Source organism: Mycobacterium sp. NGS54 (genome assembly GCF_059812465.1).
Window position 1 is genome coordinate 328,427 of the sequence record NZ_JCALCS010000004.1, and the last position, 20,210, is coordinate 348,636.

The following is a 20,210-nucleotide window of genomic DNA, read 5'->3' on the forward strand; positions in this document are numbered from 1 at the left end:
ATGAGCGCGCCGCGTCCCCGGTTGGTGATCGTCGACGGCGTGCCCATGTCGGCGATCGTCTGTGAAGCGGAGCAGCCCAAGGCCGTGATCGTGGCCATCCACGGTGGCGGCACCACCGCGCTGTATTTCGACTGCCCTGGCCACCCGTCATATTCGCTGTTACGAACGGGCGCCGAGGCCGGGTTCACCGTGGTGGCCCTCGATCGGCCCGGCTACGGCAGCTCCGCACCATATCCCGAAGCGATGGCCTCCGGCGAGCAGCGGGTCAACCTCGCCTACGGGGCGGTGGATCGCATCCTCGGCGAACGACCGCGTGGCGCAGGCGTATTCGTGTGGGGCCACTCCGGCGGGTGCGAGCTGACGATGCGGATGGCCGCCGACGCGCGCGGCGCCGAGCTGCTCGGCATCGAACTGGCCGGCACCGGTCGGCACTACCACCCCGCGGCAAAGGAAATACTGAAGACCGCCACCCGTGAACGCCGCCCGCCCGGCATGCGAGACCTGCTGTGGAGCCCCGCGGAGCTGTATCCGCCCGAAGTCCTTGGCGGCGCGACGGTTTCCCCCTCGGCACCGGCCTATGAGGACCAGATGGTGTCGGACTGGGCCCGGCAAACCTTTCCGGAGCTCGCGCCCGCCGTTCGCGTGCCGGTGCACTTCAGCATCGCCGAGCACGAGAAGGTCTGGCAGGCCGATGATGCGGCGGTGACCCAGATCAGTGCGCTGTTCTCCGGGGCACCGCGGTTCAACGTGCATAGACAACCGCGAGCCGGGCACAACATCAGCCTGGGCCACACCGCCCCCGAGTATCACGCGAAAGTCCTTGCGTTCGTCGAGGAATGCGTGGCCGCAGGTTCGGCCGAAGAAGAATCCGATTTGGAGGCCGGATGAAAGTCGGATTCATCGGGCTGGGCAGTCAGGGCAGCCCCATGGCGCGCCGGATCGTCGAGGGCGGCTACGCGACGACGTTGTGGGCGCGCCGGCCCGCGTCGCTGGAGCCGTTCGCCGACACCCCGGCCGAGATCGCCGCGACGCCGGCCGAGCTGGCCGCGGCGAGCGATCTGGTCTGCCTCTGCGTCGTCGGCGACGCCGACATCGAGGAACTCACCGGCGGCGCGGACGGGCTGCTGGCGGCGATGACACCGGGCAGCGTCATCGCGATACACAGCACGGTGCATCCGGACACCTGCCGCGAGCTCGCGAAAAATGCCGAAATACATGGTGTTTCGGCCATCGACGCGCCGGTGAGCGGCGGTGGCGGGGCGGCGGCGGAGGGCCGCCTGCTGGTGATGGTCGGCGGCGACACCGAGGTCGTCGAGCGCTGCCGCCCGGTCTTCGAAACCTACGCAAACCCCGTCGTTCACCTCGGCGACCTGGGATCCGGGCAAACCACCAAGCTGCTCAACAACCTGCTGTTCACCGCCAACCTCGGCACGGCGGCCGCCACCCTGTCGCTGGCCAACGAGCTCGGCGTCGCCCCGGACCGACTCGTCGAAGTCGTCTCGCGCGGCAGCGCAAACAGCTTCGCGCTCAACGCCCTTGGCGGGGTCGGCGGCCTGGACCGGCTGGCCCCGCTGGCGGGGACGCTGCTGCAGAAGGACGTCCGGTTGATCGTCGAACTCGCCGAGCGGGCCGCGGCCGCCGGGGGCGCCGTGCTCGACGCCGCGGACGCCACCCTGTCCCTGATGGGGCACCCCCGATGAAGGTCGGCTTCATCGGCGCGGGCCGGATGGGGCGCCCCATGGTGGTCCGGCTCATCGATGCCGGCCACGACGTCCGGGCGCTGGCGCGCACGGACGAACAGGCCCGCGATCTCGCGTGGCTCGGCGCCGACGCCGTGGGCGACGCGGGCGAGCTCGGTTTGTGGGCCGACGTCGTGGTCGTCTGCGTGTTCACCGACGAACAGGTGCGCCAGGTCTGCCTGGACGGAGCCCTGCTACGAACGATGCGGCCGGGTTCCACGCTGGTGGTGCACACCACCGCAAGCCCGAAGACGATCGAGGCCATCGCCGCCCGCGCCGGTGACATCGGGGTGCTCGACGCCCCGGTCAGCGGCGGCCCGCAGGACGTCGCCGCCGGCGGGCTGACCCTCTTCGTCGGCGGCGTCGCCGACACCGTGGACCGGGCGCGAACGGTGCTGGGCTGCTACGGCGACCCCGTCCTGCACGTCGGGCCGATCGGCGCGGGCCAGAAGGTGAAGCTGGTCAACAACGCGCTGTTCGCCGGCCATATCGGGCTGCTCGCGGAGGCCGTCCGGCTGGGCGAGAGCCTGGGCGTCCCGCAGTCGGCGCTGCTGGCTGCCCTGCCCCACGGCAGCGCCACCAGCCGGGTGCTGGACATCGTCGCCGCCCGGGGCTCCGTCGGTTCGTTCGTCGAGGTAGCGGGCGAATTCGTCGCCAAGGACGTGGCGGTGGTGCGTGGCATCGCCGCGGAACTGGGTGGCGACCTGGGAGCCCTGGACCAGGTCATCAATGCCGTCGAGGTCGGCGGGAAGTTCTGACATGGTGGTGTTTTGGTCTTTTCGGTGCGTCACGAAACCGCTACCGTTAGCGTTACAGTGAGGCAATCCGCTGTAACGGTTCAGCCCGCGATGAGGAGCATGCAGTGACCAAGCCCAAGGTCGTCTTCGATCCGTTCTCCGAGGAGTTCTTCAACAATCCGTTCGACATCTATCGACGGATGCGCGAGGACGCGCCGCTGTACTACGACGAAAAAGAGGACTTCTACGCGCTGACCCGCCACGAAGACGTCGCCGCCGCATTCAAGGACTTCGAGACGTATTCCTCGGCGCGCGGCTGCGACCTGGCGATGGTGCGGAAAGGGATCTCCCCCGAGCAGAAGTCGATCATCTTCATGGACCCGCCGGAGCACCGCCACATGCGCAGCCTGCTCAACAAGGCGTTCACCCCGCGGGCCATTCAGTCGCAGGTCGAAACCATCACCGAGGTGATCGAGAAGTACCTGGGCGCCGCGGACCCCGACAATTTCGACGTCGTGCAGGACTTCTCCGGACCGTTCCCGGTGGAAGTCATCACCCGGATGGCCGGCGTTCCAGAGGAATACCGCCAACAGGTGCGCCACTGGATCGACACCAGCCTGCATCACGAACCCGGGCAGATCGAGATCAGCGAAGCCGGGATGCAGGCGAACATCGATACCGCGATGTACTACTTCGGCCTCATCCAGGAGCGCCGCGCGGAACCGCAGGATGACATGATCAGCCGGCTGATCGCGGCCGAGATCCCCGGCGAGGACGGTCAGCCCCGCAAGCTCGACGACATCGAGATCACCGGCTTCGCGACCCTTTTGGGCGGCGCGGGCGCCGAGACCGTCACCAAGCTGCTCGGCAACGCCGCGGTGATCTTCGCCAATCACCCCGACCAGTGGCAGAAGCTGCAGAACGACCGCAGCAAGATTCCCGGAGCGGTGGAAGAGCTACTGCGCTACGAGGGGCCGGTCCAATACAACGTCCGCTACACCCTCAAGGAGGCGCACGTCAGCAGCGGCGTGATCCCGGCGGGCAAGCCCGTGTTCCTTTGCGGCGCAGCCGCGAACCGCGACCCGGAGGCCTTCACCGAGGCCGACACCTTCGACATCGAGCGCGACCAGACCGAGGCGCAACATCTCGGTCTCGGATACGGAATCCACAGCTGCCTTGGTGCGGCGCTGGCCCGCCTGGAAAGCAGGCTCGCGCTGGAGCGGCTGCTCGACTTCATGCCGCGCTACGAGGTGGACTGGGCCGGGTGCAAACGGGTGCACATGCAGAATGTCGCCGGGTGGAAGAATGTACCCGTGAAGATCCTTCGGTAAGGGGAATCCCAATGACGAAGAAAATCGAAGTCGACTGGGGGCTTTGCGAAAGCAACGGCGTCTGCATGGGCATCAATCCCGAGGTCTTCCACCTCGGCGACGACGACATGCTGACCGTGTTGCAGGAGGAAGTCACCCCGGAGATCGAATCGGACGTGCGCGAGGCCGTCCGTCAATGCCCCCGGCAGGCGATCTCGATCGTGGAAGGCTAGCCGAACCCGGCGACGATGACCGCGTTGCAGTCGGCCGCCGATTGGCGCAGTTTCGCGGCCTTTTGGTAGGCCTCGGACTCGTACCACGCGCGGGCCGCGTCCACCGACTCGAATTCCAGCACGACGGTCTGGTCGCCGTGCCAGGTGCCCTCGACGACCTTGGGAGCGGTGTCCACCGCCAAAACGTTGACCCCACCCATCGCCTCCCCCGCGGCCCTGCCGTAGGCCTTCATCCCCTCCGGATCCTTGATGGCCTCAGTGAGGATCACGTATCCCTTAGCCACTGGAATCTCCCTGCGTCTCGCTGATCGCCTGCTCGGGGCAGCAGTCGATGGCCTCTCGGGTGGCGGCCTCGAATTCCGTTGGGACCTCGGATGTTATCGACTCCGCGTAACCGTCGTCGGTCAGGTTGAACACCTCGGGGCACAGCGTGACGCACACGCCGTGACCGCGACAGCGCTGGTCGTCGACCGAGACTCTCATGCCGGCGTGAACTCCAGGTGCAGTTCGGTCAGGCCGCGCAGGATGTAGGTCGGAACGTATTGGTAGCGGCGGTCATTCGCCGGACCGTGCAGGCTCTCGTCGATCCTGATGTCGGATGTCCGGTCGAGCAGCCGCTCGATCGCCACCCGGGTCTCGGCGCGCGCCAGCGGCGCGCCGGGGCAGCTGTGGATCCCCCGCCCGAACGAGATGTGCTGGCGGGCGTTCTTGCGGGCCGGATCGAATGTCGTCGGGTCCTCGAACCGGCGCGGATCGCGGTTGGCGGCCGCCTGCACGATCATCACGGTGGTGCCCGCCGGCAGGTCGACGCCGCCGACGTTGACGCGCACCCGGTTCAGCCGGAAGTCTCCCTTGACCGGGCTTTCGTGGCGAAGCGACTCTTCGATGAAGTTGGGGATCAGGCTGCGGTCCCTGCGCAGCTGCGCCTGGATGTCGGGGCGCTCCCCGATTGTCTGCAGCGCGGCGCCGAGCAGCCGCACGGTGGTCTCCTGGCCCGCCGAGAAGACGTTGCTGGCGACGCGGGCGACGTCTTCGACGTCGGGAATCGAGCCGTCGGGGAAGGTGGCGGTCGCGAGGCCGGTCAGTACGTCGTCGCGGGGCTCGCGACGACGGTCGCGGACGTAGTCGGAGAACAGGCCGTAAAGGAATTCCAGCGGACTGTGCGCCAGCGACTCCTTGCCGGTGCCCCCGACGCCGCCACCCGCATGCTCGGCGATGCCCTTGACGAACTTGTCGCGGTCCTCCATCGGCACACCCAGTAGGTCGGCGATCACCAGCAGCGTGAACGGGCCGGCGAAGCCCTTGATCCAGTCGCCGCGGCCGGGTGCCAGGAAATCGTCGAGCGCCTGGTCGGCGAGCGCCCACATCGCGTCCTCGTTCTCCTTGAGGCGCTTCGGGGTGATCAGCCGCATCAGCAGCGAGCGGTGGTTGGTGTGGGTCGGCGGATCCAGCGTGGGCAGCTGGTCGCTGAACGGCAGCTCGTCGCGGTGCTGCTCGATCAGCTCGGTGATATCGGTGTCGCCGAGGCCATCCAGGGGCACGGGGAAGCCGGGAAACGGACCGGTCACCGACGTGCAGGAGGACCAGGTCTCGGCGTCGTTGAGCACGGCGCAGGCTTCTTCCCAGCCGGTCACCATGGTTACGCCGTGGTGGGGTTCCCTAGTGACCGGGCACTGCTGCCGCAGCGCCTCGTAGTACGGGTACGGGTCCGCGATGAGCTCTTTGCCGCGGAAGAAGTCCATCTTGGTGAAGTCGTTCACCGTGTTGCTCCGTTCGAATCTCAGCAGTGAGAATGAGCCTCTCAGAGATGAGCATTACATTTCCACACGGTCCGGGCGTCGTCAAACGACGTTGGAAGCGGTGGCTAGCCGGCCGGGACAAGGTCGGCGGCCACCGAGGGCCACGCCAGCAGCCCGCTGCGGAACGTTTCGAGGCAGCCGATCGAGCCGTGCGGCACGCCGTCGCCGTTCAACGCCGCCGCGAGCGCCTGGCCCTTGAAGATCTTTGCCGCCATGCTCAGCCGGTGTTGTACCAGGCCAACGCTGTCGTCCAGCTCGGCCGGCCAGCGCTCACCCCACAGCGTGACCTCGGTGACGCCGTGGTCGAGGGCCTGCAGTACGCCTTGGCGCACTCGGGAGTCGCATCCGAACAGGTCCGCCGCGGCCGCCAGCGCTTGGGGGTGGGGCCGGGATTCCACCGCGGCCAGCGCGTCCTCGAGGTCGAGCGTCCGGGCGCCGATGATCTGCAGCGGCCGGCGGTCGGGGCAGTCGGCGAGGTCGGTCAGCAGCACGGTCACGTCCCAGCCCGCCATCGCGCGGTCGAAGAGCCAGCCGCCGGCGAACCGCACCACGTCGGCGACGCTGCTGGCGACGACGTCGAGGCGGTACCTCATGTCTTGTCGTTGGTCGTCGACGGCGCGAAGTCCCGGGCCAGCGCCTCCGCGTACTGCTTGAACGCGTCGGTCAGCGGTATCGAAGGGTCGAGCAACCATATTGTTTCCATTCCGTGGACGAAGGCGAGGATTTCCACCGCCTTGACGGCCGGGTCGATGTCAGTGCGATACCGGCCGTCGGCCTGACCCCGCCTGATTAGTTCGGCGACGATGTCGATGGCTTGGCGCTGCCGGGACAGCATGCGGTCGTGCAGCGGGGCCCCGGGATCGATGTTTTCGATCAGCAGCACGGTGAACGTGCCGACCATGTCGGGTGCCCGCGTGAAGCGGTCGGCGACCCGCGCGATCTCAACCATCAGGTCGCCGGACCGGTCGGCGTGGGAGTCGTCATCGGCGTCACGTGCGTCGAGCACCGCGTGCAGCAGCTGCTCCTTGGATTCGAAGTGGTGCAGCAGGCCCGCGGGGGTGACCCCGGCCTCGCCGGCGATCTGGGCGAGCGTGGTGTTGCGCCAGCCGTTGCGCGTGAGCAGGCGTTGTGCGACGTCGAGAATCCGCTGCTTGCGGTCCTCACCTTTGGCAAGAAGCGTGTCGTATCGCCGTGCGACGGGCACCGGGCTCCCTCTGGACTAGCGAGTGCAACAACCTACTGAACACACAGTAGGTTGGTTTGCCGGCTGTGACAAGCGTCGCGTCGGGCGCCGTTTGCGGTGGCGTTAAGAGACCAGCTCGACCAGGGTGGCGTTGGCCGTGCCGCCGCCCTCGCACATCGTCTGCAGGCCGTATCGGATGCCGTTGTCCCGCATGTGGTGGGCCATGCGCGTCATCAGCACCGCGCCGGAGGCGCCCAGCGGGTGCCCCAGCGCGATGGCGCCGCCGAGCGGGTTCAGGCGATCGCGGTCCGCCCCGGTTTCCGCGAGCCACGCCAGCGGGACGGGCGCGAACGCCTCGTTGACTTCGAAGACCCCCACGTCCGCCAGCGAGACGCCGGCCTTGGTCAGCACCTTCTCGGTCGCCGGGATGGGGCCGGTCAGCATGAGCACCGGATCCGCCCCGGTGACGGTGCCGGCCCGGTAGCGCAGCAGCGGCGTCAAACCCAACTCGACGGCCATCTCGGACGTGGTCACCAGCAGCGCCGCCGCCCCGTCGGAGATCTGCGAGGAATTGCCCGCATGGATCACGCCGTCGTCTACGAACGCGGGCTTGAGCCCGGCCAGTTTCTCCGCGGTGGTGCCCCGGCGCACCCCCTCGTCGGCGACGACGGTCCCGTCATCGGTGAACACCGGAACGATCTGATCGGTGAAGGCCCCAGCGTCCTGGGCGGCGGCCGCCAGCTCGTGCGACCGGACCGAGTACTCGTCGAGCTGGCCGCGGGAAAACCCCCACTTCTTGGCGATCATCTCCGCCGACAGGCCCTGGTTGAACGAGAAATCGTCATAGCGCTCAAGGACTTTCGGGCCGTAGGGCATCCCCGATGCCCGGGCCGCACCGAGCGGAACGCGGCTCATCACCTCCACGCCGCCGGCCACGACTACGTCCTGCTGACCCGACATCACCGCCTGCACGGCGAAATCGAGCGCCTGCTGGCTGGAGCCACACGCGCGGTTGACCGTGGTCCCGGGGATGGTTTCCGGCCAGCCGGCGGCCAGGACGGCGTAGCGCCCGATGTTGCTGGACTGGTCGCCGACCTGGGACACGCATCCCCAGATCACGTCGTCGACGATCTCCGGGCCCACGCCCGCGCGGTCCAGCACCTCGTTGAGCACGACCGCGGACAGGTCCGCGGGATGCACGCCGGCCAACCCGCCATTGCGCTTTCCTACCGCCGTCCGCACCGCCTCGACGATGACTGTTTCACGCATCTTCACTCCGTTTTCCTCCGCCAGATGTTCCATGATCGCCGACGTTAGGCCTAATAGCTCCTCGGCAGTTTCAGGACGTTGGCTCCCAGGAAATTCAAAATCATCTCCTGGCTGACCGGCGCGATCTTCATCAGCCGGGCCTCGCGGAAGTAGCGCGTGATGTGGTACTCCTCCGCGTAGCCCATGCCGCCGTGGGTCTGCAACGCCCGGTCCGCGGCGGTGAAGCCGGCGTCCGCGCACAGGTATTTGGCGGTATTGGCTTCGCGCCCACAGGGTTTGCCGTTGTCGTAGAGCCAGGTCGCCTTGCGCAGCATCAGCTCGGCCGCATCGAGGCGGGCCAGCGAGTCGGCGAGCGGGAACTGCAGGCCCTGGTTCATGCCGATGGGCCGGCCGAAGACCTCACGCTCGTTGCCGTACTTCACCGCCTTGTCCAGCGCCACCCGCCCGATGCCGAGCGCTTCGGCGGCGATCAGCATCCGTTCGGGGTTCAGGCCGTCCAGGATGTACTGGAAACCCTTGCCCTCCTCGCCGATTCGATCCTCGACGGGCACTTCGAGGTTGTCGATGAACAGCTCGTTGGAGCTGACGGCGTTGCGGCCCATCTTGCGGATGGGGCGGATGTCGACCCGGCTGCGATCGAGATCGGTGATGAACAGCGTCATGCCGTCGGTCTTCTTGGCGACCTCGTCATAGCTTTGGGTCCGGGTCAGCAGCAGGATCTTGTCGGACTCCATGGCTTTCGAGATCCATACCTTGCGGCCGTTGACGATGTAGCGGTCGCCGTCGCGTTTGGCGAAGGTGGTGATGCGCGACGTGTCCAGCCCCGCACCGGGTTCGGTGACCCCGAAGCAGACGTGCACCTCGCCGGTCGCGACCTGGGGCAGCGTGCGCGCCTTGAGTTCCTCGGAGCCGTGCACCACCACCGGTTGCATGCCGAAGATCGACAGGTGAATCGAGCTGGCCGCGTTCATCGCGCCGCCGGACTTGGCGACCTCTTCGAGCAGGATGGTGGCTTCGGTGATCCCCAGGCCGTGCCCGCCGTACTCGGTCGGAATCGTCATGCCGAGCCAGCCGCCGTCGGCTATGGCCTTGTAGAACTCGGCCGGAAACTCGTGCGCCTGGTCCTTTTCCATCCAGTACTGGTCGTCGAACTTGCGGGCCAGCTCGGCGACCGACCGGCGGATCAGCTCCTGGTCATCGGTCAGCTCGAAGTTCATTCCTGCGCCGGGCACTGGTAGATCTCCTTATCAGCGCGAGCAGACGCAAAATCGCACGTTTGGCGCCCGAACTATGCGATTTTGCGTCTGCTCGCCGGGCACCGGCGCACTGAGCACTCCGGTGATGCGTCAGTCCGTGTTGCCGGTAAGGGCTTTCGCGTTGGCCGCAAACTCCGCGAAGGACGAGCCGCCCCGGGAGTCCTTGTCGTGGCCCTTCGCTTTGATTGACACGTCGTGCCCCTCGGCGGCCTTGCGCAGTGCGCCGACGGTCGCCTGTTCGCGCGAAATGTGAGTGAACGGGTCGAACGAGTACCAGCGCATGGCGTTCTCGTAGGCCATCTTGTTGATCTCGTCGTCGGGAACGCTGTTGAGGGACAACACGTCCCACAGTTCTTCGGGCGCGCCCGGCCACATCGAGTCGCTGTGCGGGTAGTCGGCCTCCCAGGCGATGTTGTCGATGCCGATCATGTTGCGCAGCGCGACGCCCACCTTGTCACTGATGAAGCACGTCAGGAAGTGCTCGCGGAAGACGTCGCTGGGCAGCTTGCCGCCGAAGTTCTGGTGGGTCCACGCGGAATGCATTTCGAACGTGCGGTCGGCCCGCTCCAGGAAGTAGGGGATCCACCCGGTGCCGCCCTCGGACAGCGCGATCTTCAGGTCGGGATACTCCTTGATCGGCCGCGACCACAACAGATCCGCCGCGGCCTGCACGATGTTCATCGGCTGCAGCGTGATCATCACGTCCATGGGCGCGTCAGGCGCCGTGATCGCGAGCCGGCCCGAAGACCCGATGTGCACGTTCATCACGGTGTTGGTGTCGCACAATGCCTTCCACAGCGGGTTCCAGTATTCGTCGTGGAAGCTGGGGTAGCCCATCGCGGCCGGGTTCTCGGTGAAGGTCAGCGCGTGCACGCCCTTCTTCGACACCCGGCGCACCTCGGCGGCGCACGCCTCGGCGTCCCAGATCACCGGGATCGCCATCGGGATGAACCGCGCGGGGTACGCCCCGCACCACTCGTCGATGTGCCAGTCGTTGTACGCCTGTACCAGCGAGATCGAGAAGTCGTGGTCCTCGGTGGCGAACAGCCGCCCGGCGAAACCGGGGAACGACGGGAAGCAGATCGAGGCCAGGATGCCACCGGCGTTCATGTCCTTGATGCGTTCGTCGACGTTGTAACAACCCGGCCGGATTTCATCGAGCCCGGTTGGCTCGATGCCGTACTCCTCCTTGGGCCTGCCGGCGACCGCGTTGAGCGCCACGTTCGGGATGACCGTGTCGCGGAACTTCCACATGTCGGAGCCGTCGGGGTTGTGGACCAACCGGGGCGCGTCGTCGATGTACTTCTTCGCCAGGTGGTTCTTGAACATCTCCGGCGGCTCGACGGTGTGGTCGTCAACGCTGATCAGGATCATGTCTTCTTTGTTCATGGCCAGTCCTCTCCAAGTCTGATCCAGCTGAGCGATTCGGACGCGCCGCTCCCGCACAGCATCGGCGAATGATCGCCCGGCGCCAAGATCACTAATTTGAAAACTATCTTCTCGCGCAGCGAGAATCAACATCCAGCGAACGTCGCGGGCCCGGCCAGCACGGATCCCGGCCGTCGGCATTGACCAACCGACCGAATCATGCAACTCTATTGGTTGGAAATGAGAATCTGATTCTCCTGGATCGAGAGTTACCAGAGAGAACGCCGAGAGGAGACGCACGGATGCGCCTGCCGCCGCTGCCCGCGGACGAGTGGGACGACGCTGTCGAGCAGTCACTGTCCGGCATGCTGCCCCCGGAACGGCGTAATCCGCGGGATGCCGGCACGCTCATGTCGACGCTCGCGCGCCACCCGAAGCTGGCCCGCGCGTATCTGCGGTTCGGCGGGTATCTGCTCATGGCCTCCTCCCTGCCCGCGCGCGTCCGCGAGCAAGCGATCCTTCGGGTCGCCCACCGGCGTGACTGCGCCTACGAGTGGTCACACCACGTGGACATCGCAAAGGAAGCGGGACTCACCGACACCGAGATCGCGGCCGCCAAAACCGGCCAGGTGGACGACGAGTTCGATCGCGCCGTGTTCGCCGCCGTCGACGAACTCGACGAGAAGTCAAACGTCTCGGATCAGACATGGGCCACTCTCGGCGAACGGCTTGACGAGCGTCAGCGAATGGATTTCGTCTTCACCGTCGGCGGCTACATCGCGCTCGCGATGGCCATCAACACTTTTGGCGTTCGGCCCGAGAACGAGAAAGGTTAGAACCTTGCCCCACTTTCCGAAACCAGCTGCCGGCAGCTGGACAGAGAACTACCCCGAACTCGGGACCGCCCCGGTCGACTACACCGACTCGATCGACCCGAAGTTCTTCGAGGCCGAGCGCGACGCAGTCTTTAAAAAGCAGTGGCTCAACGTCGGCCGGGTCAATCGCCTGCCGCGCACTGGTAGTTACTTCACCAAGGAGCTGCCGTCGGCCGGCAAGGGCATGTCGGTGATCGTCGTCAAGACCAAGGACGGGTCCGTCAAGGCTTTTCACAACGTCTGCCGCCATCGCGGAAACAAGCTGGTGTGGAACGACTTTCCGCAGGAGGAAACGTCGGGCACGTGCCGGCAGTTCACCTGCAAGTACCACGCCTGGCGCTACAGCCTGGACGGCGAGCTGACCTTCGTCCAGCAGGAGGACGAGTTCTTCGACCTCGACAAGAGCCAATACGGCCTGGCTCCCGTGCGCTGCGAGGTGTGGGAAGGCTTCATCTTCATCAACTTCGACAACAACGCCTCGCCGCTCACCGACTACCTCGGTCCGCTGGCCAAGAGCATCGAGGGCTATCCGTTTGGCGAGATGACGGAGACCTACTCCTACCGGGCCGAGGTCGGCAGCAACTGGAAGCTGTTCATCGACGCGTTCGTCGAGTTCTATCACGCGCCGATCCTGCATCAGGGGCAGTACACCAAGGAGGAAGCCGCCAAGATCCAGAAGTACGGATACGAGGCGCTGCACTACGAGGTGGCCGGGCCGCACAGCCTGCAGTCGACCTGGGGTGGTCAGGCGCCCCCCTCCGACATGTCCATGGTCAAACCGATGGACCAGGTGTTGCGCAGCGGTTTGTTCGGCCCATGGGACAAGCCGGAGATCATCGAGAACCTCGAGCTGCCGCCGGGCGTCAATGTGAAGCGGGTGCCGCAGTGGGGCATCGACTCGTGGCTGTTCTATCCGAACTTCATGCTGCTGATCTGGGAGCCGGGCTGGTTCCTGACCTACCACTACTGGCCGACCGCGGTGGACAAGCACATCTTCGAATGCACGCTGTATTTCGTTCCGCCGCGCAACGCGCGGGAGCGATTGGCCCAGGAGTTGGCCGCGGTGACGTTCAAGGAATACGCGCTGCAGGACGCCAACACGCTGGAAGCGACTCAGACCATGATCGGCACCCGGGCCGTCAAAGAATTCCTGCTGTGCGATCAGGAGGTCCTGATCCGCCACTTGCACAAGACCACCGGCGATTACGTAAAGGAGTACGCCCACAATGGCGCTGCCCACTGACTTCGCCGACCTGGAGCCATATTTGGATTGGGACCTGGCGACCGAACCCGAGCGCTACGCCAAGCGGCTGGCCTCGACCATGGCCGAGATGCAGGCCTTCTACGACGCGGCGTTCCCCCGCCTGAACGACGCCATCGCCTACTGCGACAAGTTCCCGCTGGACGATCTGCCCGAGGACGCCCGTACGCTGATGCACATCATGCAGTCACTCGTCATGGTGTCGTTCCCGATCGAGGCGTGGAAACAACCGCGGGTGCCCGACAGCGGCGCGGCGTGGGTGGAGTGCATCCGGGAACCGGTGATCTAACCGGTGTTGACGCTCAAGGCCGCCGGGCTGCTTGACGTCGACGCCGGTGAGATCGTGTCCCCCGGCGTCGTTCGGATCGAGGGCGACCGGATCGCGGGTGTGGGCGGTGAGCCCGAGGGTGAGCTCATCGACCTCGGCGACCGGATCCTGTTGCCCGGCCTGATGGACATGGAGGTCAACCTCCTGATGGGCGGGCGCGGGGAAAAACCCGGGCTGTCCCAGGTTCAGGACGACCCGCCGACGCGGGTGCTGCGCGCGGTCGGCAATGCCCGCCGCACATTGCGCGCCGGCTTCACCACCGTGCGAAACCTCGGGTTGTTCGTCAAGACCGGCGGTTACCTGCTCGACGTCGCCCTGGGCAAGGCCATCGACGCGGGCTGGATCGAGGGGCCCAGAGTGGTGCCGGCCGGCCACGCCATCACCCCGACCGGCGGCCATCTGGATCCGACGATGTTCGCCGCGTTCGCGCCCCACGTGCTGGATCTGACGGTCGAAGAGGGCATCGCCAATGGGATCGACGAAATCCGTAAGGCGGTGCGCTACCAGATCAAACACGGCGCCGAGCTGATCAAGGTCTGCTGCTCGGGCGGGGTGATGTCGCTGACGGGACCGCCTGGGGCGCAACATTATTCGGACGAGGAACTTTGCGCGATCGTCGACGAGGCGCACCGGCGCGGGCTGCGGGTCGCCGCGCACACGCACGGGGCGGATGCGGTCAAGCATGCCGTCGCGGCCGGCATCGACTGCATCGAGCACGGCTTCCTGATCGACGACGAGGCGATCGCGACCATGGTCGAGCATGGCACGTTCCTGGTGTCCACCCGGCGTCTGGCCGAGGGAATGGACGTCTCGCACGCCCCGCCCGAGCTGCAGGCCAAGGCCGCGGAGATGTTCCCGAAATCGCGCACCTCGATCCTGGCCGCCCACAAGGCCGGTGTGAAGATCGCCGTCGGCACCGACGCCCCCGCGATACCGCACGGGAAAAACGCCGACGAGCTCGTCACCCTGGTGGAATGGGGCCTGCCGCCGCTGGCGGTGCTGCGCGCGGCCACGGTGACCGCGGCCGAGCTGATCAACTCGACCGACCGGGGCCGGCTGGCGGAGGGCCAGCTCGCCGACATCATCGCGGTGCCGGGAAACCCGTTGGAAGACATCACCGTTACCCAGCACGTCAGCTTCGTCATGAAAGGCGGCAAGGTCTATGCCAACCAGAACTGACGACCTGGTCGAGATTCAGCAGCTGCTCGCCCGCTACGCGGTCACCATCACGCAGGAGGATATCGACGGGCTCATCGGCGTCTTCACGCCCGACGGAACCTACAGCGCCTTCGGCTCCACGTACCAGTTGGACAGGTTTCCCGAGCTGGTCGCGGCGGCCCCAAAGGGGCTGTTCCTCACCGGAACTGCCTTGATAGAAGACATCGACGGCGATTCCGCCAGCGGCACCCAGCCGCTGTGCTTCATCGACCACGCCACCCATGACATGCGGATCGGCTACTACCGCGACACCTACGCCCGCACGGCCGACGGATGGCGGCTGAAGACACGGGCGATGACGTTCATCCGTCGCAGCGGCGTGCACGACTCGGGGCGCCCGCACGCAGTCGGCCGTCCGCAGCCGTGAATGTAGAGGAGTTCCGGGCGGGCCTGTGTGCGTGGCTCGAAGACAACGATCTGACCCCGGGGCCCGATCACTCGCTGCAGGGCCATATGGAGCAATTCGCGCGCGTCAGCCGCGCGTTGTATGACGCCGATTGGATGCGCTACGGCTGGCCGGTCGAAGTCGGCGGCCTGGGTGGCCCCGCCGTCCTGCGCGCGATCGTCGGCGAGGAGGTGGTGGGCCGCCGGCTGGCCGAGCCCGGTCCCTACTCGATGCTCGAGGTGCTGGCGCCCACGATGATCGATTACGCGCCCGCCGAACTCGCGGCGGAAATGGTGCCGCGGCTGCTCAGCGGCCGCGAGCACTGGTGCCAGGGCTTTTCGGAGCCGGGATCCGGCAGCGACCTCGCGTCGCTGACCACCCGCGCAACGCCCCAGGGCGACGACTGGATCGTCAACGGCCAAAAGGTCTGGACCAGCTTCGCGCAGTTCTCGACGCGCTGCATCGTGCTCACCCGCACCGCGCCGGGTCACGACGGAATCACCGCCTTCTTCGTCGACCTCGACACACCGGGCATCACCATCCGGCCGCTACGCACGATGCACGGGGTCGACGAATTCTGCGAGGTCTACTACGACGACGTGGTGATCCCGGCGAGCCGCATGCTCGGCCAACCCGGGGACGGCTGGCAACTCGCGATGGACCTGCTGCCCTACGAGCGCTCCGCCTGCTTCTGGCAGCGAATCGCCTACCTCTACTCGCGCTTCGACGAACTCCTCGCCGAAGCGCGGGAACCCGACGAATCCGCCCTGGGCTCGGCCTATCTGGCGCTGCACACGCTGCGCTGCCGATCCCGAGACACCCAGCACCGGTTGCGCGACGGCGCACGATTGGGACCGGACACCTCCATCGACAAGGTGCTGCTGGCCACCGCCGAGCAACGGCTCTACGACACCGTCCGTGATCTGTTGCCCGGGACGCTGGAACTCGATGACACGCCGTGGCGCTCGGAGTACCTGTACTCGCGCGCGGCCACCATCTACGGCGGCACCGCCGAGATCCAGCGCAACATCATCGCCCGCCGGCTGCTCGACCTCGGGAAGGAGTGAATCGTGGACTCCGAGGCGCTGCAGCTGCTGGCCGACTCGCTGCGCACCACCATGACCGCCGCGAGCGGGGCCAAGCTGGACGTCGCGCTGTCCGATCTCGGCTGGCGCGACATGCTCGATGAAATACCTGGCGTGGCAATGGCTTTGGTGTTCCGGCTGCTCGGCGAGACCGGCGCGCACGCCCCGGTGCTCAACGATGTGGTGTTGCGCGCGGCCGGACGCGAAGACGGCGAAACCGTACCCCTGCCGTTCGCCGGGGGTTCATGGGTGGTGTGGGAGCGTGACGACCGCACTACCCCGACGATGGGCGGGCTGCCGATACACCTTGTGTCAGAGGGGGATCCGGTGCCGCTGGCCGAGGGGCGGCGGGCGGTGGGCTGGTGGCTGGTCGGCAGCGGCCGGGCGATGCTGTCGCTGGCGCGCCAGCACGCCCTCGACCGTGTTCAGTTCGGGCGGCGCATCAGCTCGTTCCAGGCGGTCCGGCACCGGCTGGCCGAAACGCTCGTCGCGATCGAGGGCGCCGAGGCGACCCTGAACGCCGCCGCGCAGGCGGACGACGCCGACGGCCTGGCTTCCCTGCTGGCCAAGGCCGCGGCGGGCCAGGCGGCGCTCACCGCCGCGCGCCATTGCCAGCAGGTGCTGGGCGGCATCGGCTTCACCGCCGAGCACCAGCTGCACCGTCACGTCAAGCGGTCGCTGGTCTTGGACGGGCTGCTGGGCAGCGCACGGGAATTGACCCGTGAAGCCGGAACGACGTTGCGAACCAAGGGCTTCGCGCCACGGCTGGCGCAGCTGTAACGGGCCAGCGAATTTCTGCGCGTACACTCGTCTCGCAACCACGAGGATGGGACGCGATGAACCAGCCCGACGGACCCCGAAACGAGGTGGGCGTCGCCTCGCTGCTCGTGGGCATCGTCTCGCTCCTCACCTGCTGGCTGCTGATCGGGGTGCCCTTCGGCATCGCGGCGGTGATAACCGGCGACGTCGCCCGCAGACGAGTGCAGCGCGGCGAGGCGAACAACCCCCGAATTGCGATGGCGGGCATGGTGTTAGGGGCCGTTTCGATCGCGGCCGGGCTCGTGGCGATCGGCTACTACGCCTGGTTGGACGCCCGCTAGTTGCGCGGCAGGCCGAGCACCCGTTCGGCGATGATGTTCCGCTGGATTTCGGACGTGCCGCCGGCGATGGTCGCGGCGAAGCTGCGCGCGTAGCGGTCGAACCGGCTGCGGTAGTGGCTGTCCAGGTTCAGCGGGGCGAACGGGGCGGTCGCCGCATGGTACGCGAGGCCCCCGGCGCCCGCGGCGTTCAGCACGTCCTCGGAGGCGCGTTGCAGGGCCTCCGAACCGAGCAGCTTGAGCACCGACTGGGCGGGCACGTCCTCTTCCCCGCGGGCGGCGCACGCCAGGGCCGCCGACCCCAGCAGCCGAAGCGCGTAGGAATCCATCACCAGGGTGGCGTAGCGGTCCCGCTCGAGCGGTCCGGACGGGCTGAAATCGGCGGTCAGGCCGTGCAACAGGTCGACGTAGCCCGTCCACAACATGATCCGTTCGTGGCCCAGCGAACCGGTTGCCACCCTCCAGCCCTCGTCGAGCGGACCGATCAGATTTTCGGCCGGTACCCGCGCGTCGGTGAAAAACACTTCGTTGAAGTCGATTTCATCGCCGTCGCACATCGACGCGAACGGGCGTCGCACCACACCCGGGGTATCGGTCGGGATCATCAACGCGCTGATGCCCTTGTGTTTCGGCTTGTCCGGGTCGGTGCGCACGAACGTCAGCAGCACGTCGGCGTCGTGGGCCCCCGACGTCCACACCTTCTGGCCGTTGACCACGAAGTGGTCGCCGTCGCGCCCCGCCCGCGTTTTCAGCGAGGCGAGGTCCGAACCCGCGCCCGGTTCGCTCATTCCCAACGACGCGGTGATCTCCGCCCGCAGGATCGGCACCGCCCATCGCCGCTTCTGCTCCGGTGTGCCAAACGTCAGCAGGGACGCGGCGATGATGCCGACGCCCTGCGGATTGAAGCTTCGATAGATGCGCCGGCGTCCCAGTTCCTCCATGTACACGTATTGCTGCAAGAGAGTCGCGTTGCGGCCACCGAATTCCGGCGGATTGCCGGGCACCAGCCACCCGCTGTCGAAGAGCAGCCGTTGCCAGCGCCGCGCCCACTCCGGGATGTGCGAACTCGATTGCGGTCGCTCAAGAGTCTCCGCCTCGGCAGGAAGATGGTCGTCAAGGAAAGCCACGAACTCGGCGCGGAACGCCTCGACGTCGGCATCGAAGGTCAGTTGCACAGCACTCCTGCGAAGACGGTTTGCGGATTCTCGGCGACGGCGCGATTCGCTCTAGCGATTAAGCTTCCATACACACGTGTAAGAGAATAGTATTCTCGTCGTGAGAAAGTTACAATCTCCGACACGGCGTCCATAGGGGGTCGAGCGCACCGATGGCACGGCGTTCTCCGGTAGAGTCCAATCATGTTCTCCCCACGCGGCAATCGGCTGAGCCGACCGTGACAAGCCCGAGCGAAGAGCCGGCCTGGAAGCAGCGCGCGGTCGAGCGGTCGATCAAGACCGCGAAATTGCGCGCGGCACAGCGCGTTCAGCGGTTCCTCGACGCGGCACAGGCGATCATTATCGAAAAGGGCAGCACCGACTTTACCGTCCAGGAGGTCGTGGATCGCTCCCGCCAGTCGTTGCGGAGCTTCTACCTGCAGTTCGACGGCAAGCACGAGCTCTTGCTCGCCCTCTTCGAAGACGCACTGAGCCGATCCGCCGATCAGATCCGCGCGGCCACGGAGAGCCACACCGACGCGCTGGAGCGCCTCAAGGTCGCCGTCGAGCTGCTGTACGAGTCGTCACGTCCCGATCCAACGGCCCAACGGCCATTGTTCACCGACTTCGCGCCCCGTTTGCTGGTCACGCACCCTGCCGAGGTCAAGGTCGCGCACGCCCCGCTGCTGGCGTTGCTCACCGAGCTCATGGAGGCCGCCGCCGACGCCGGCAAGCTGCGCGCCGACATCAACCCGAAGCGGGTGGCCGCGATGACCATGCAGACCGTGATGTTCATCGCACAATCCAGTGGCGGCTCCGACGACGCGACGATCCACCCCATCACGGCCGACGAGGTCTGGGACTTCTGCTCACGCGGATTCGTCGGCTAGCAAACCTGTAGCGAAGCGAGCAAATAGCGCACGGCATTGCCAGTGGAGAATGATGTTCTCTAATATCTAGAACGAGAAGTAGCCGAAATGGATCCGGCGTTGACATGCGCCGCCGGGGTGATGACGAGTCGGCTGTCCGCTGAGCCATTGAGGAAATGAGGTAATAGCCATGACAGGACGTGTCGAGGGCAAAGTCGCCTTCATCACCGGGGCGGCGCGCGGTCAGGGCCGCAGCCACGCGGTGCGGTTGGCGCAGGAGGGCGCCGACATCATCGCGGTCGACATCTGCAAGCCGATCCGCGAGGGCCTGGTCGAGGGCTCGGCGATCCCGGCGTCGACGCCAGAGGACCTGGCGGAGACGGCCGACCTCGTCAAGGGGCACAACCGCCGGATCGTCACGGCCGAGGTCGACGTGCGCGACTACGCCGCGCTGAAGGCCGCCGTCGACAGCGGTGTGGAGCAGCTGGGCCGGCTGGACATCATCGTCGCCAACGCGGGCATCGGCAATGGCGGTGAAACGCTGGACAAAACCAGCGAAGAGGACTGGACGGAAATGATCGACGTCAACCTGTCCGGGGTGTGGAAAACGGTGAAGGCCGGCGTCCCGCACATCCTGGCCGGCGGACGCGGCGGATCGATCGTCCTGACCAGCTCGGTCGGGGGGCTCAAGGCGTACCCGCACACCGGGCACTATGTCGCCGCCAAACACGGCGTGGTGGGGCTGATGCGCGCCTTCGGAGTCGAGTTGGGGCAGCACATGATTCGGGTCAATTCGGTGCACCCGACCCACGTGAGCACAGCGATGATCATGAACGAGGGGACGTGGCGGATGTTCCGGCCGGACCTGGAAAACCCGGGTCCCGACGACATGGCGCCGATCTGCCAGATGTTCCACACGCTGCCGATCCCGTGGGTCGACCCCATCGACATCAGCAATGCGGTGCTGTTCTTCGCCTCCGACGAGTCCCGCTACGTCACCGGCGTGACCCTGCCCATCGACGCGGGTAGCTGCCTTAAGTAGCG

The 20,210-nt window shown here is 66.7% G+C and carries 24 protein-coding genes and 1 pseudogene; 15 read left to right on the top strand and 10 right to left on the bottom strand.

Annotated elements, in window-relative coordinates; all coding sequences use genetic code 11:
- From AC5Y5E_RS14000 to AC5Y5E_RS14020, 5 genes are all read left to right on the top strand, one after another.
- Positions 1-888 (top strand): alpha/beta hydrolase, encoded by an 888-nt coding sequence (locus AC5Y5E_RS14000; protein WP_499903578.1) that lies wholly within the window; start codon positions 1-3, stop codon positions 886-888.
- Positions 885-1,700 carry an NAD(P)-dependent oxidoreductase gene (locus AC5Y5E_RS14005; protein ID WP_499903579.1) on the top strand — a complete coding sequence of 272 codons (816 nt, stop codon included), beginning with the start codon at positions 885-887 and terminating at the stop codon, positions 1,698-1,700. The genes AC5Y5E_RS14000 and AC5Y5E_RS14005 overlap by 4 nt, the downstream gene beginning before the upstream one ends.
- Complete coding sequence (locus AC5Y5E_RS14010) at positions 1,697-2,497, top strand: NAD(P)-dependent oxidoreductase (protein ID WP_499903580.1); 801 nt, start codon at positions 1,697-1,699, stop codon at positions 2,495-2,497. The genes AC5Y5E_RS14005 and AC5Y5E_RS14010 overlap by 4 nt, the downstream gene beginning before the upstream one ends.
- Positions 2,498-2,601: 104 nt before the next feature.
- The gene (locus AC5Y5E_RS14015) at positions 2,602-3,807 is read left to right on the top strand and encodes a cytochrome P450 (protein WP_499903581.1); all 1,206 of its coding nucleotides are present in this window, start codon (positions 2,602-2,604) and stop codon (positions 3,805-3,807) included.
- 11 nt (positions 3,808-3,818) lie between these two features.
- Complete coding sequence (locus AC5Y5E_RS14020) at positions 3,819-4,019, top strand: ferredoxin (RefSeq protein ID WP_324673871.1); 201 nt, start codon at positions 3,819-3,821, stop codon at positions 4,017-4,019.
- On the opposite strand, the gene AC5Y5E_RS14025 is transcribed toward AC5Y5E_RS14020, so the two are convergent.
- From AC5Y5E_RS14025 to AC5Y5E_RS14060, 8 genes are all read right to left on the bottom strand, one after another.
- Positions 4,016-4,252: a DUF1330 domain-containing protein gene (locus AC5Y5E_RS14025; RefSeq protein ID WP_499903928.1), complete on the bottom strand. Its 237-nt coding sequence runs from the start codon at positions 4,250-4,252 to the stop codon at positions 4,016-4,018. The two genes, AC5Y5E_RS14020 and AC5Y5E_RS14025, sit on opposite strands and share 4 nt — an antisense overlap.
- Before the next feature lie 43 nt (positions 4,253-4,295).
- A complete protein-coding gene (locus tag AC5Y5E_RS14030; protein ID WP_499903582.1) occupies positions 4,296-4,502 on the bottom strand; it encodes a ferredoxin in 207 nt (68 codons plus the stop codon).
- The gene (locus AC5Y5E_RS14035; protein ID WP_499903929.1) at positions 4,499-5,761 is read right to left on the bottom strand and encodes a cytochrome P450; all 1,263 of its coding nucleotides are present in this window, start codon (positions 5,759-5,761) and stop codon (positions 4,499-4,501) included. Before AC5Y5E_RS14035 ends, AC5Y5E_RS14030 begins: the two co-directional genes overlap by 4 nt.
- Before the next feature lie 122 nt (positions 5,762-5,883).
- Entirely contained in the window at positions 5,884-6,411 is a 528-nt protein-coding gene (locus AC5Y5E_RS14040; RefSeq protein WP_499903583.1) for a hypothetical protein, read from the bottom strand.
- The gene (locus AC5Y5E_RS14045) at positions 6,408-7,022 is read right to left on the bottom strand and encodes a TetR/AcrR family transcriptional regulator (protein ID WP_499903584.1); all 615 of its coding nucleotides are present in this window, start codon (positions 7,020-7,022) and stop codon (positions 6,408-6,410) included. The genes AC5Y5E_RS14040 and AC5Y5E_RS14045 overlap by 4 nt, the downstream gene beginning before the upstream one ends.
- A 102-nt stretch (positions 7,023-7,124) precedes the next feature.
- Positions 7,125-8,270, bottom strand: coding sequence for a thiolase family protein (locus AC5Y5E_RS14050; protein ID WP_499903585.1), 1,146 nt, complete (start codon positions 8,268-8,270; stop codon positions 7,125-7,127).
- 50 nt (positions 8,271-8,320) lie between these two features.
- Complete coding sequence (locus tag AC5Y5E_RS14055) at positions 8,321-9,487, bottom strand: acyl-CoA dehydrogenase family protein (protein WP_499903930.1); 1,167 nt, start codon at positions 9,485-9,487, stop codon at positions 8,321-8,323.
- 129 nt (positions 9,488-9,616) lie between these two features.
- A complete protein-coding gene (locus tag AC5Y5E_RS14060; protein ID WP_499903586.1) occupies positions 9,617-10,915 on the bottom strand; it encodes an amidohydrolase family protein in 1,299 nt (432 codons plus the stop codon).
- A 281-nt stretch (positions 10,916-11,196) separates the two neighbouring features.
- Here AC5Y5E_RS14060 and AC5Y5E_RS14065 point away from each other — a divergent pair, with 281 nt between their 5' ends.
- From AC5Y5E_RS14065 to AC5Y5E_RS14100, 8 genes are read left to right on the top strand one after another with little or no spacing between them, the layout of a single operon-like run.
- On the top strand, positions 11,197-11,730 hold the full coding sequence (locus tag AC5Y5E_RS14065) for a carboxymuconolactone decarboxylase family protein (protein ID WP_499903587.1): 534 nt from the start codon (positions 11,197-11,199) through the stop codon (positions 11,728-11,730).
- Between the two features lie 4 nt (positions 11,731-11,734).
- The gene (locus tag AC5Y5E_RS14070; protein WP_499903588.1) at positions 11,735-13,012 is read left to right on the top strand and encodes an aromatic ring-hydroxylating oxygenase subunit alpha; all 1,278 of its coding nucleotides are present in this window, start codon (positions 11,735-11,737) and stop codon (positions 13,010-13,012) included.
- Entirely contained in the window at positions 12,996-13,319 is a 324-nt protein-coding gene (locus tag AC5Y5E_RS14075; RefSeq protein ID WP_499903589.1) for a hypothetical protein, read from the top strand. Before AC5Y5E_RS14070 ends, AC5Y5E_RS14075 begins: the two co-directional genes overlap by 17 nt.
- Before the next feature lie 3 nt (positions 13,320-13,322).
- On the top strand, positions 13,323-14,537 hold the full coding sequence (locus tag AC5Y5E_RS14080; protein ID WP_499903590.1) for a metal-dependent hydrolase family protein: 1,215 nt from the start codon (positions 13,323-13,325) through the stop codon (positions 14,535-14,537).
- Complete coding sequence (locus AC5Y5E_RS14085; protein WP_499903591.1) at positions 14,521-14,943, top strand: nuclear transport factor 2 family protein; 423 nt, start codon at positions 14,521-14,523, stop codon at positions 14,941-14,943. The genes AC5Y5E_RS14080 and AC5Y5E_RS14085 overlap by 17 nt, the downstream gene beginning before the upstream one ends.
- Positions 14,940-16,028: an acyl-CoA dehydrogenase family protein gene (locus AC5Y5E_RS14090; protein WP_499903592.1), complete on the top strand. Its 1,089-nt coding sequence runs from the start codon at positions 14,940-14,942 to the stop codon at positions 16,026-16,028. The genes AC5Y5E_RS14085 and AC5Y5E_RS14090 overlap by 4 nt, the downstream gene beginning before the upstream one ends.
- A gap of 51 nt (positions 16,029-16,079) precedes the next feature.
- Positions 16,080-16,826, top strand: coding sequence for an acyl-CoA dehydrogenase family protein (locus tag AC5Y5E_RS14095; RefSeq protein ID WP_499903931.1), 747 nt, complete (start codon positions 16,080-16,082; stop codon positions 16,824-16,826).
- Positions 16,827-16,882: 56 nt separating this feature from the next.
- Complete coding sequence (locus AC5Y5E_RS14100) at positions 16,883-17,146, top strand: DUF4190 domain-containing protein (RefSeq protein WP_499903593.1); 264 nt, start codon at positions 16,883-16,885, stop codon at positions 17,144-17,146.
- On the opposite strand, the gene AC5Y5E_RS14105 is transcribed toward AC5Y5E_RS14100, so the two are convergent.
- Entirely contained in the window at positions 17,143-17,667 is a 525-nt protein-coding gene (locus AC5Y5E_RS14105) for an acyl-CoA dehydrogenase family protein (RefSeq protein WP_499903932.1), read from the bottom strand. The genes AC5Y5E_RS14100 and AC5Y5E_RS14105 overlap by 4 nt on opposite strands.
- A pseudogene (locus AC5Y5E_RS14110) lies at positions 17,665-18,318 on the bottom strand (acyl-CoA dehydrogenase family protein); the annotation flags it as partial. The gene AC5Y5E_RS14105 and the pseudogene AC5Y5E_RS14110, both read right to left, overlap by 3 nt.
- Positions 18,319-18,536: 218 nt before the next feature.
- Here AC5Y5E_RS14110 and AC5Y5E_RS14115 point away from each other — a divergent pair.
- On the top strand, positions 18,537-19,187 hold the full coding sequence (locus AC5Y5E_RS14115) for a TetR/AcrR family transcriptional regulator (protein WP_499903594.1): 651 nt from the start codon (positions 18,537-18,539) through the stop codon (positions 19,185-19,187).
- 169 nt (positions 19,188-19,356) lie between these two features.
- Positions 19,357-20,208, top strand: coding sequence for a mycofactocin-coupled SDR family oxidoreductase (locus tag AC5Y5E_RS14120; protein WP_499903595.1), 852 nt, complete (start codon positions 19,357-19,359; stop codon positions 20,206-20,208).
- Positions 20,209-20,210 lie beyond the last annotated feature (2 nt).

Coding starts and splice junctions, on each gene's coding strand:
- AC5Y5E_RS14020 (WP_324673871.1), top strand. CDS start 3,819: ATGACGAAGAAAATCGAAGTCGACTGGGGGCTTTGCGAAAGCAACGGC.
- AC5Y5E_RS14055 (WP_499903930.1), bottom strand. CDS start 9,487: ATGAACTTCGAGCTGACCGATGACCAGGAGCTGATCCGCCGGTCGGTC.
- AC5Y5E_RS14025 (WP_499903928.1), bottom strand. CDS start 4,252: ATGAAGGCCTACGGCAGGGCCGCGGGGGAGGCGATGGGTGGGGTCAAC.
- AC5Y5E_RS14120 (WP_499903595.1), top strand. CDS start 19,357: ATGACAGGACGTGTCGAGGGCAAAGTCGCCTTCATCACCGGGGCGGCG.
- AC5Y5E_RS14030 (WP_499903582.1), bottom strand. CDS start 4,502: ATGAGAGTCTCGGTCGACGACCAGCGCTGTCGCGGTCACGGCGTGTGC.
- AC5Y5E_RS14040 (WP_499903583.1), bottom strand. CDS start 6,411: ATGAGGTACCGCCTCGACGTCGTCGCCAGCAGCGTCGCCGACGTGGTG.
- AC5Y5E_RS14085 (WP_499903591.1), top strand. CDS start 14,521: ATGCCAACCAGAACTGACGACCTGGTCGAGATTCAGCAGCTGCTCGCC.
- AC5Y5E_RS14050 (WP_499903585.1), bottom strand. CDS start 8,270: ATGCGTGAAACAGTCATCGTCGAGGCGGTGCGGACGGCGGTAGGAAAG.
- AC5Y5E_RS14100 (WP_499903593.1), top strand. CDS start 16,883: ATGAACCAGCCCGACGGACCCCGAAACGAGGTGGGCGTCGCCTCGCTG.
- AC5Y5E_RS14035 (WP_499903929.1), bottom strand. CDS start 5,761: ATGGACTTCTTCCGCGGCAAAGAGCTCATCGCGGACCCGTACCCGTAC.
- AC5Y5E_RS14010 (WP_499903580.1), top strand. CDS start 1,697: ATGAAGGTCGGCTTCATCGGCGCGGGCCGGATGGGGCGCCCCATGGTG.
- AC5Y5E_RS14005 (WP_499903579.1), top strand. CDS start 885: ATGAAAGTCGGATTCATCGGGCTGGGCAGTCAGGGCAGCCCCATGGCG.
- AC5Y5E_RS14075 (WP_499903589.1), top strand. CDS start 12,996: ATGGCGCTGCCCACTGACTTCGCCGACCTGGAGCCATATTTGGATTGG.
- AC5Y5E_RS14095 (WP_499903931.1), top strand. CDS start 16,080: ATGACCGCCGCGAGCGGGGCCAAGCTGGACGTCGCGCTGTCCGATCTC.
- AC5Y5E_RS14000 (WP_499903578.1), top strand. CDS start 1: ATGAGCGCGCCGCGTCCCCGGTTGGTGATCGTCGACGGCGTGCCCATG.
- AC5Y5E_RS14060 (WP_499903586.1), bottom strand. CDS start 10,915: ATGAACAAAGAAGACATGATCCTGATCAGCGTTGACGACCACACCGTC.
- AC5Y5E_RS14065 (WP_499903587.1), top strand. CDS start 11,197: ATGCGCCTGCCGCCGCTGCCCGCGGACGAGTGGGACGACGCTGTCGAG.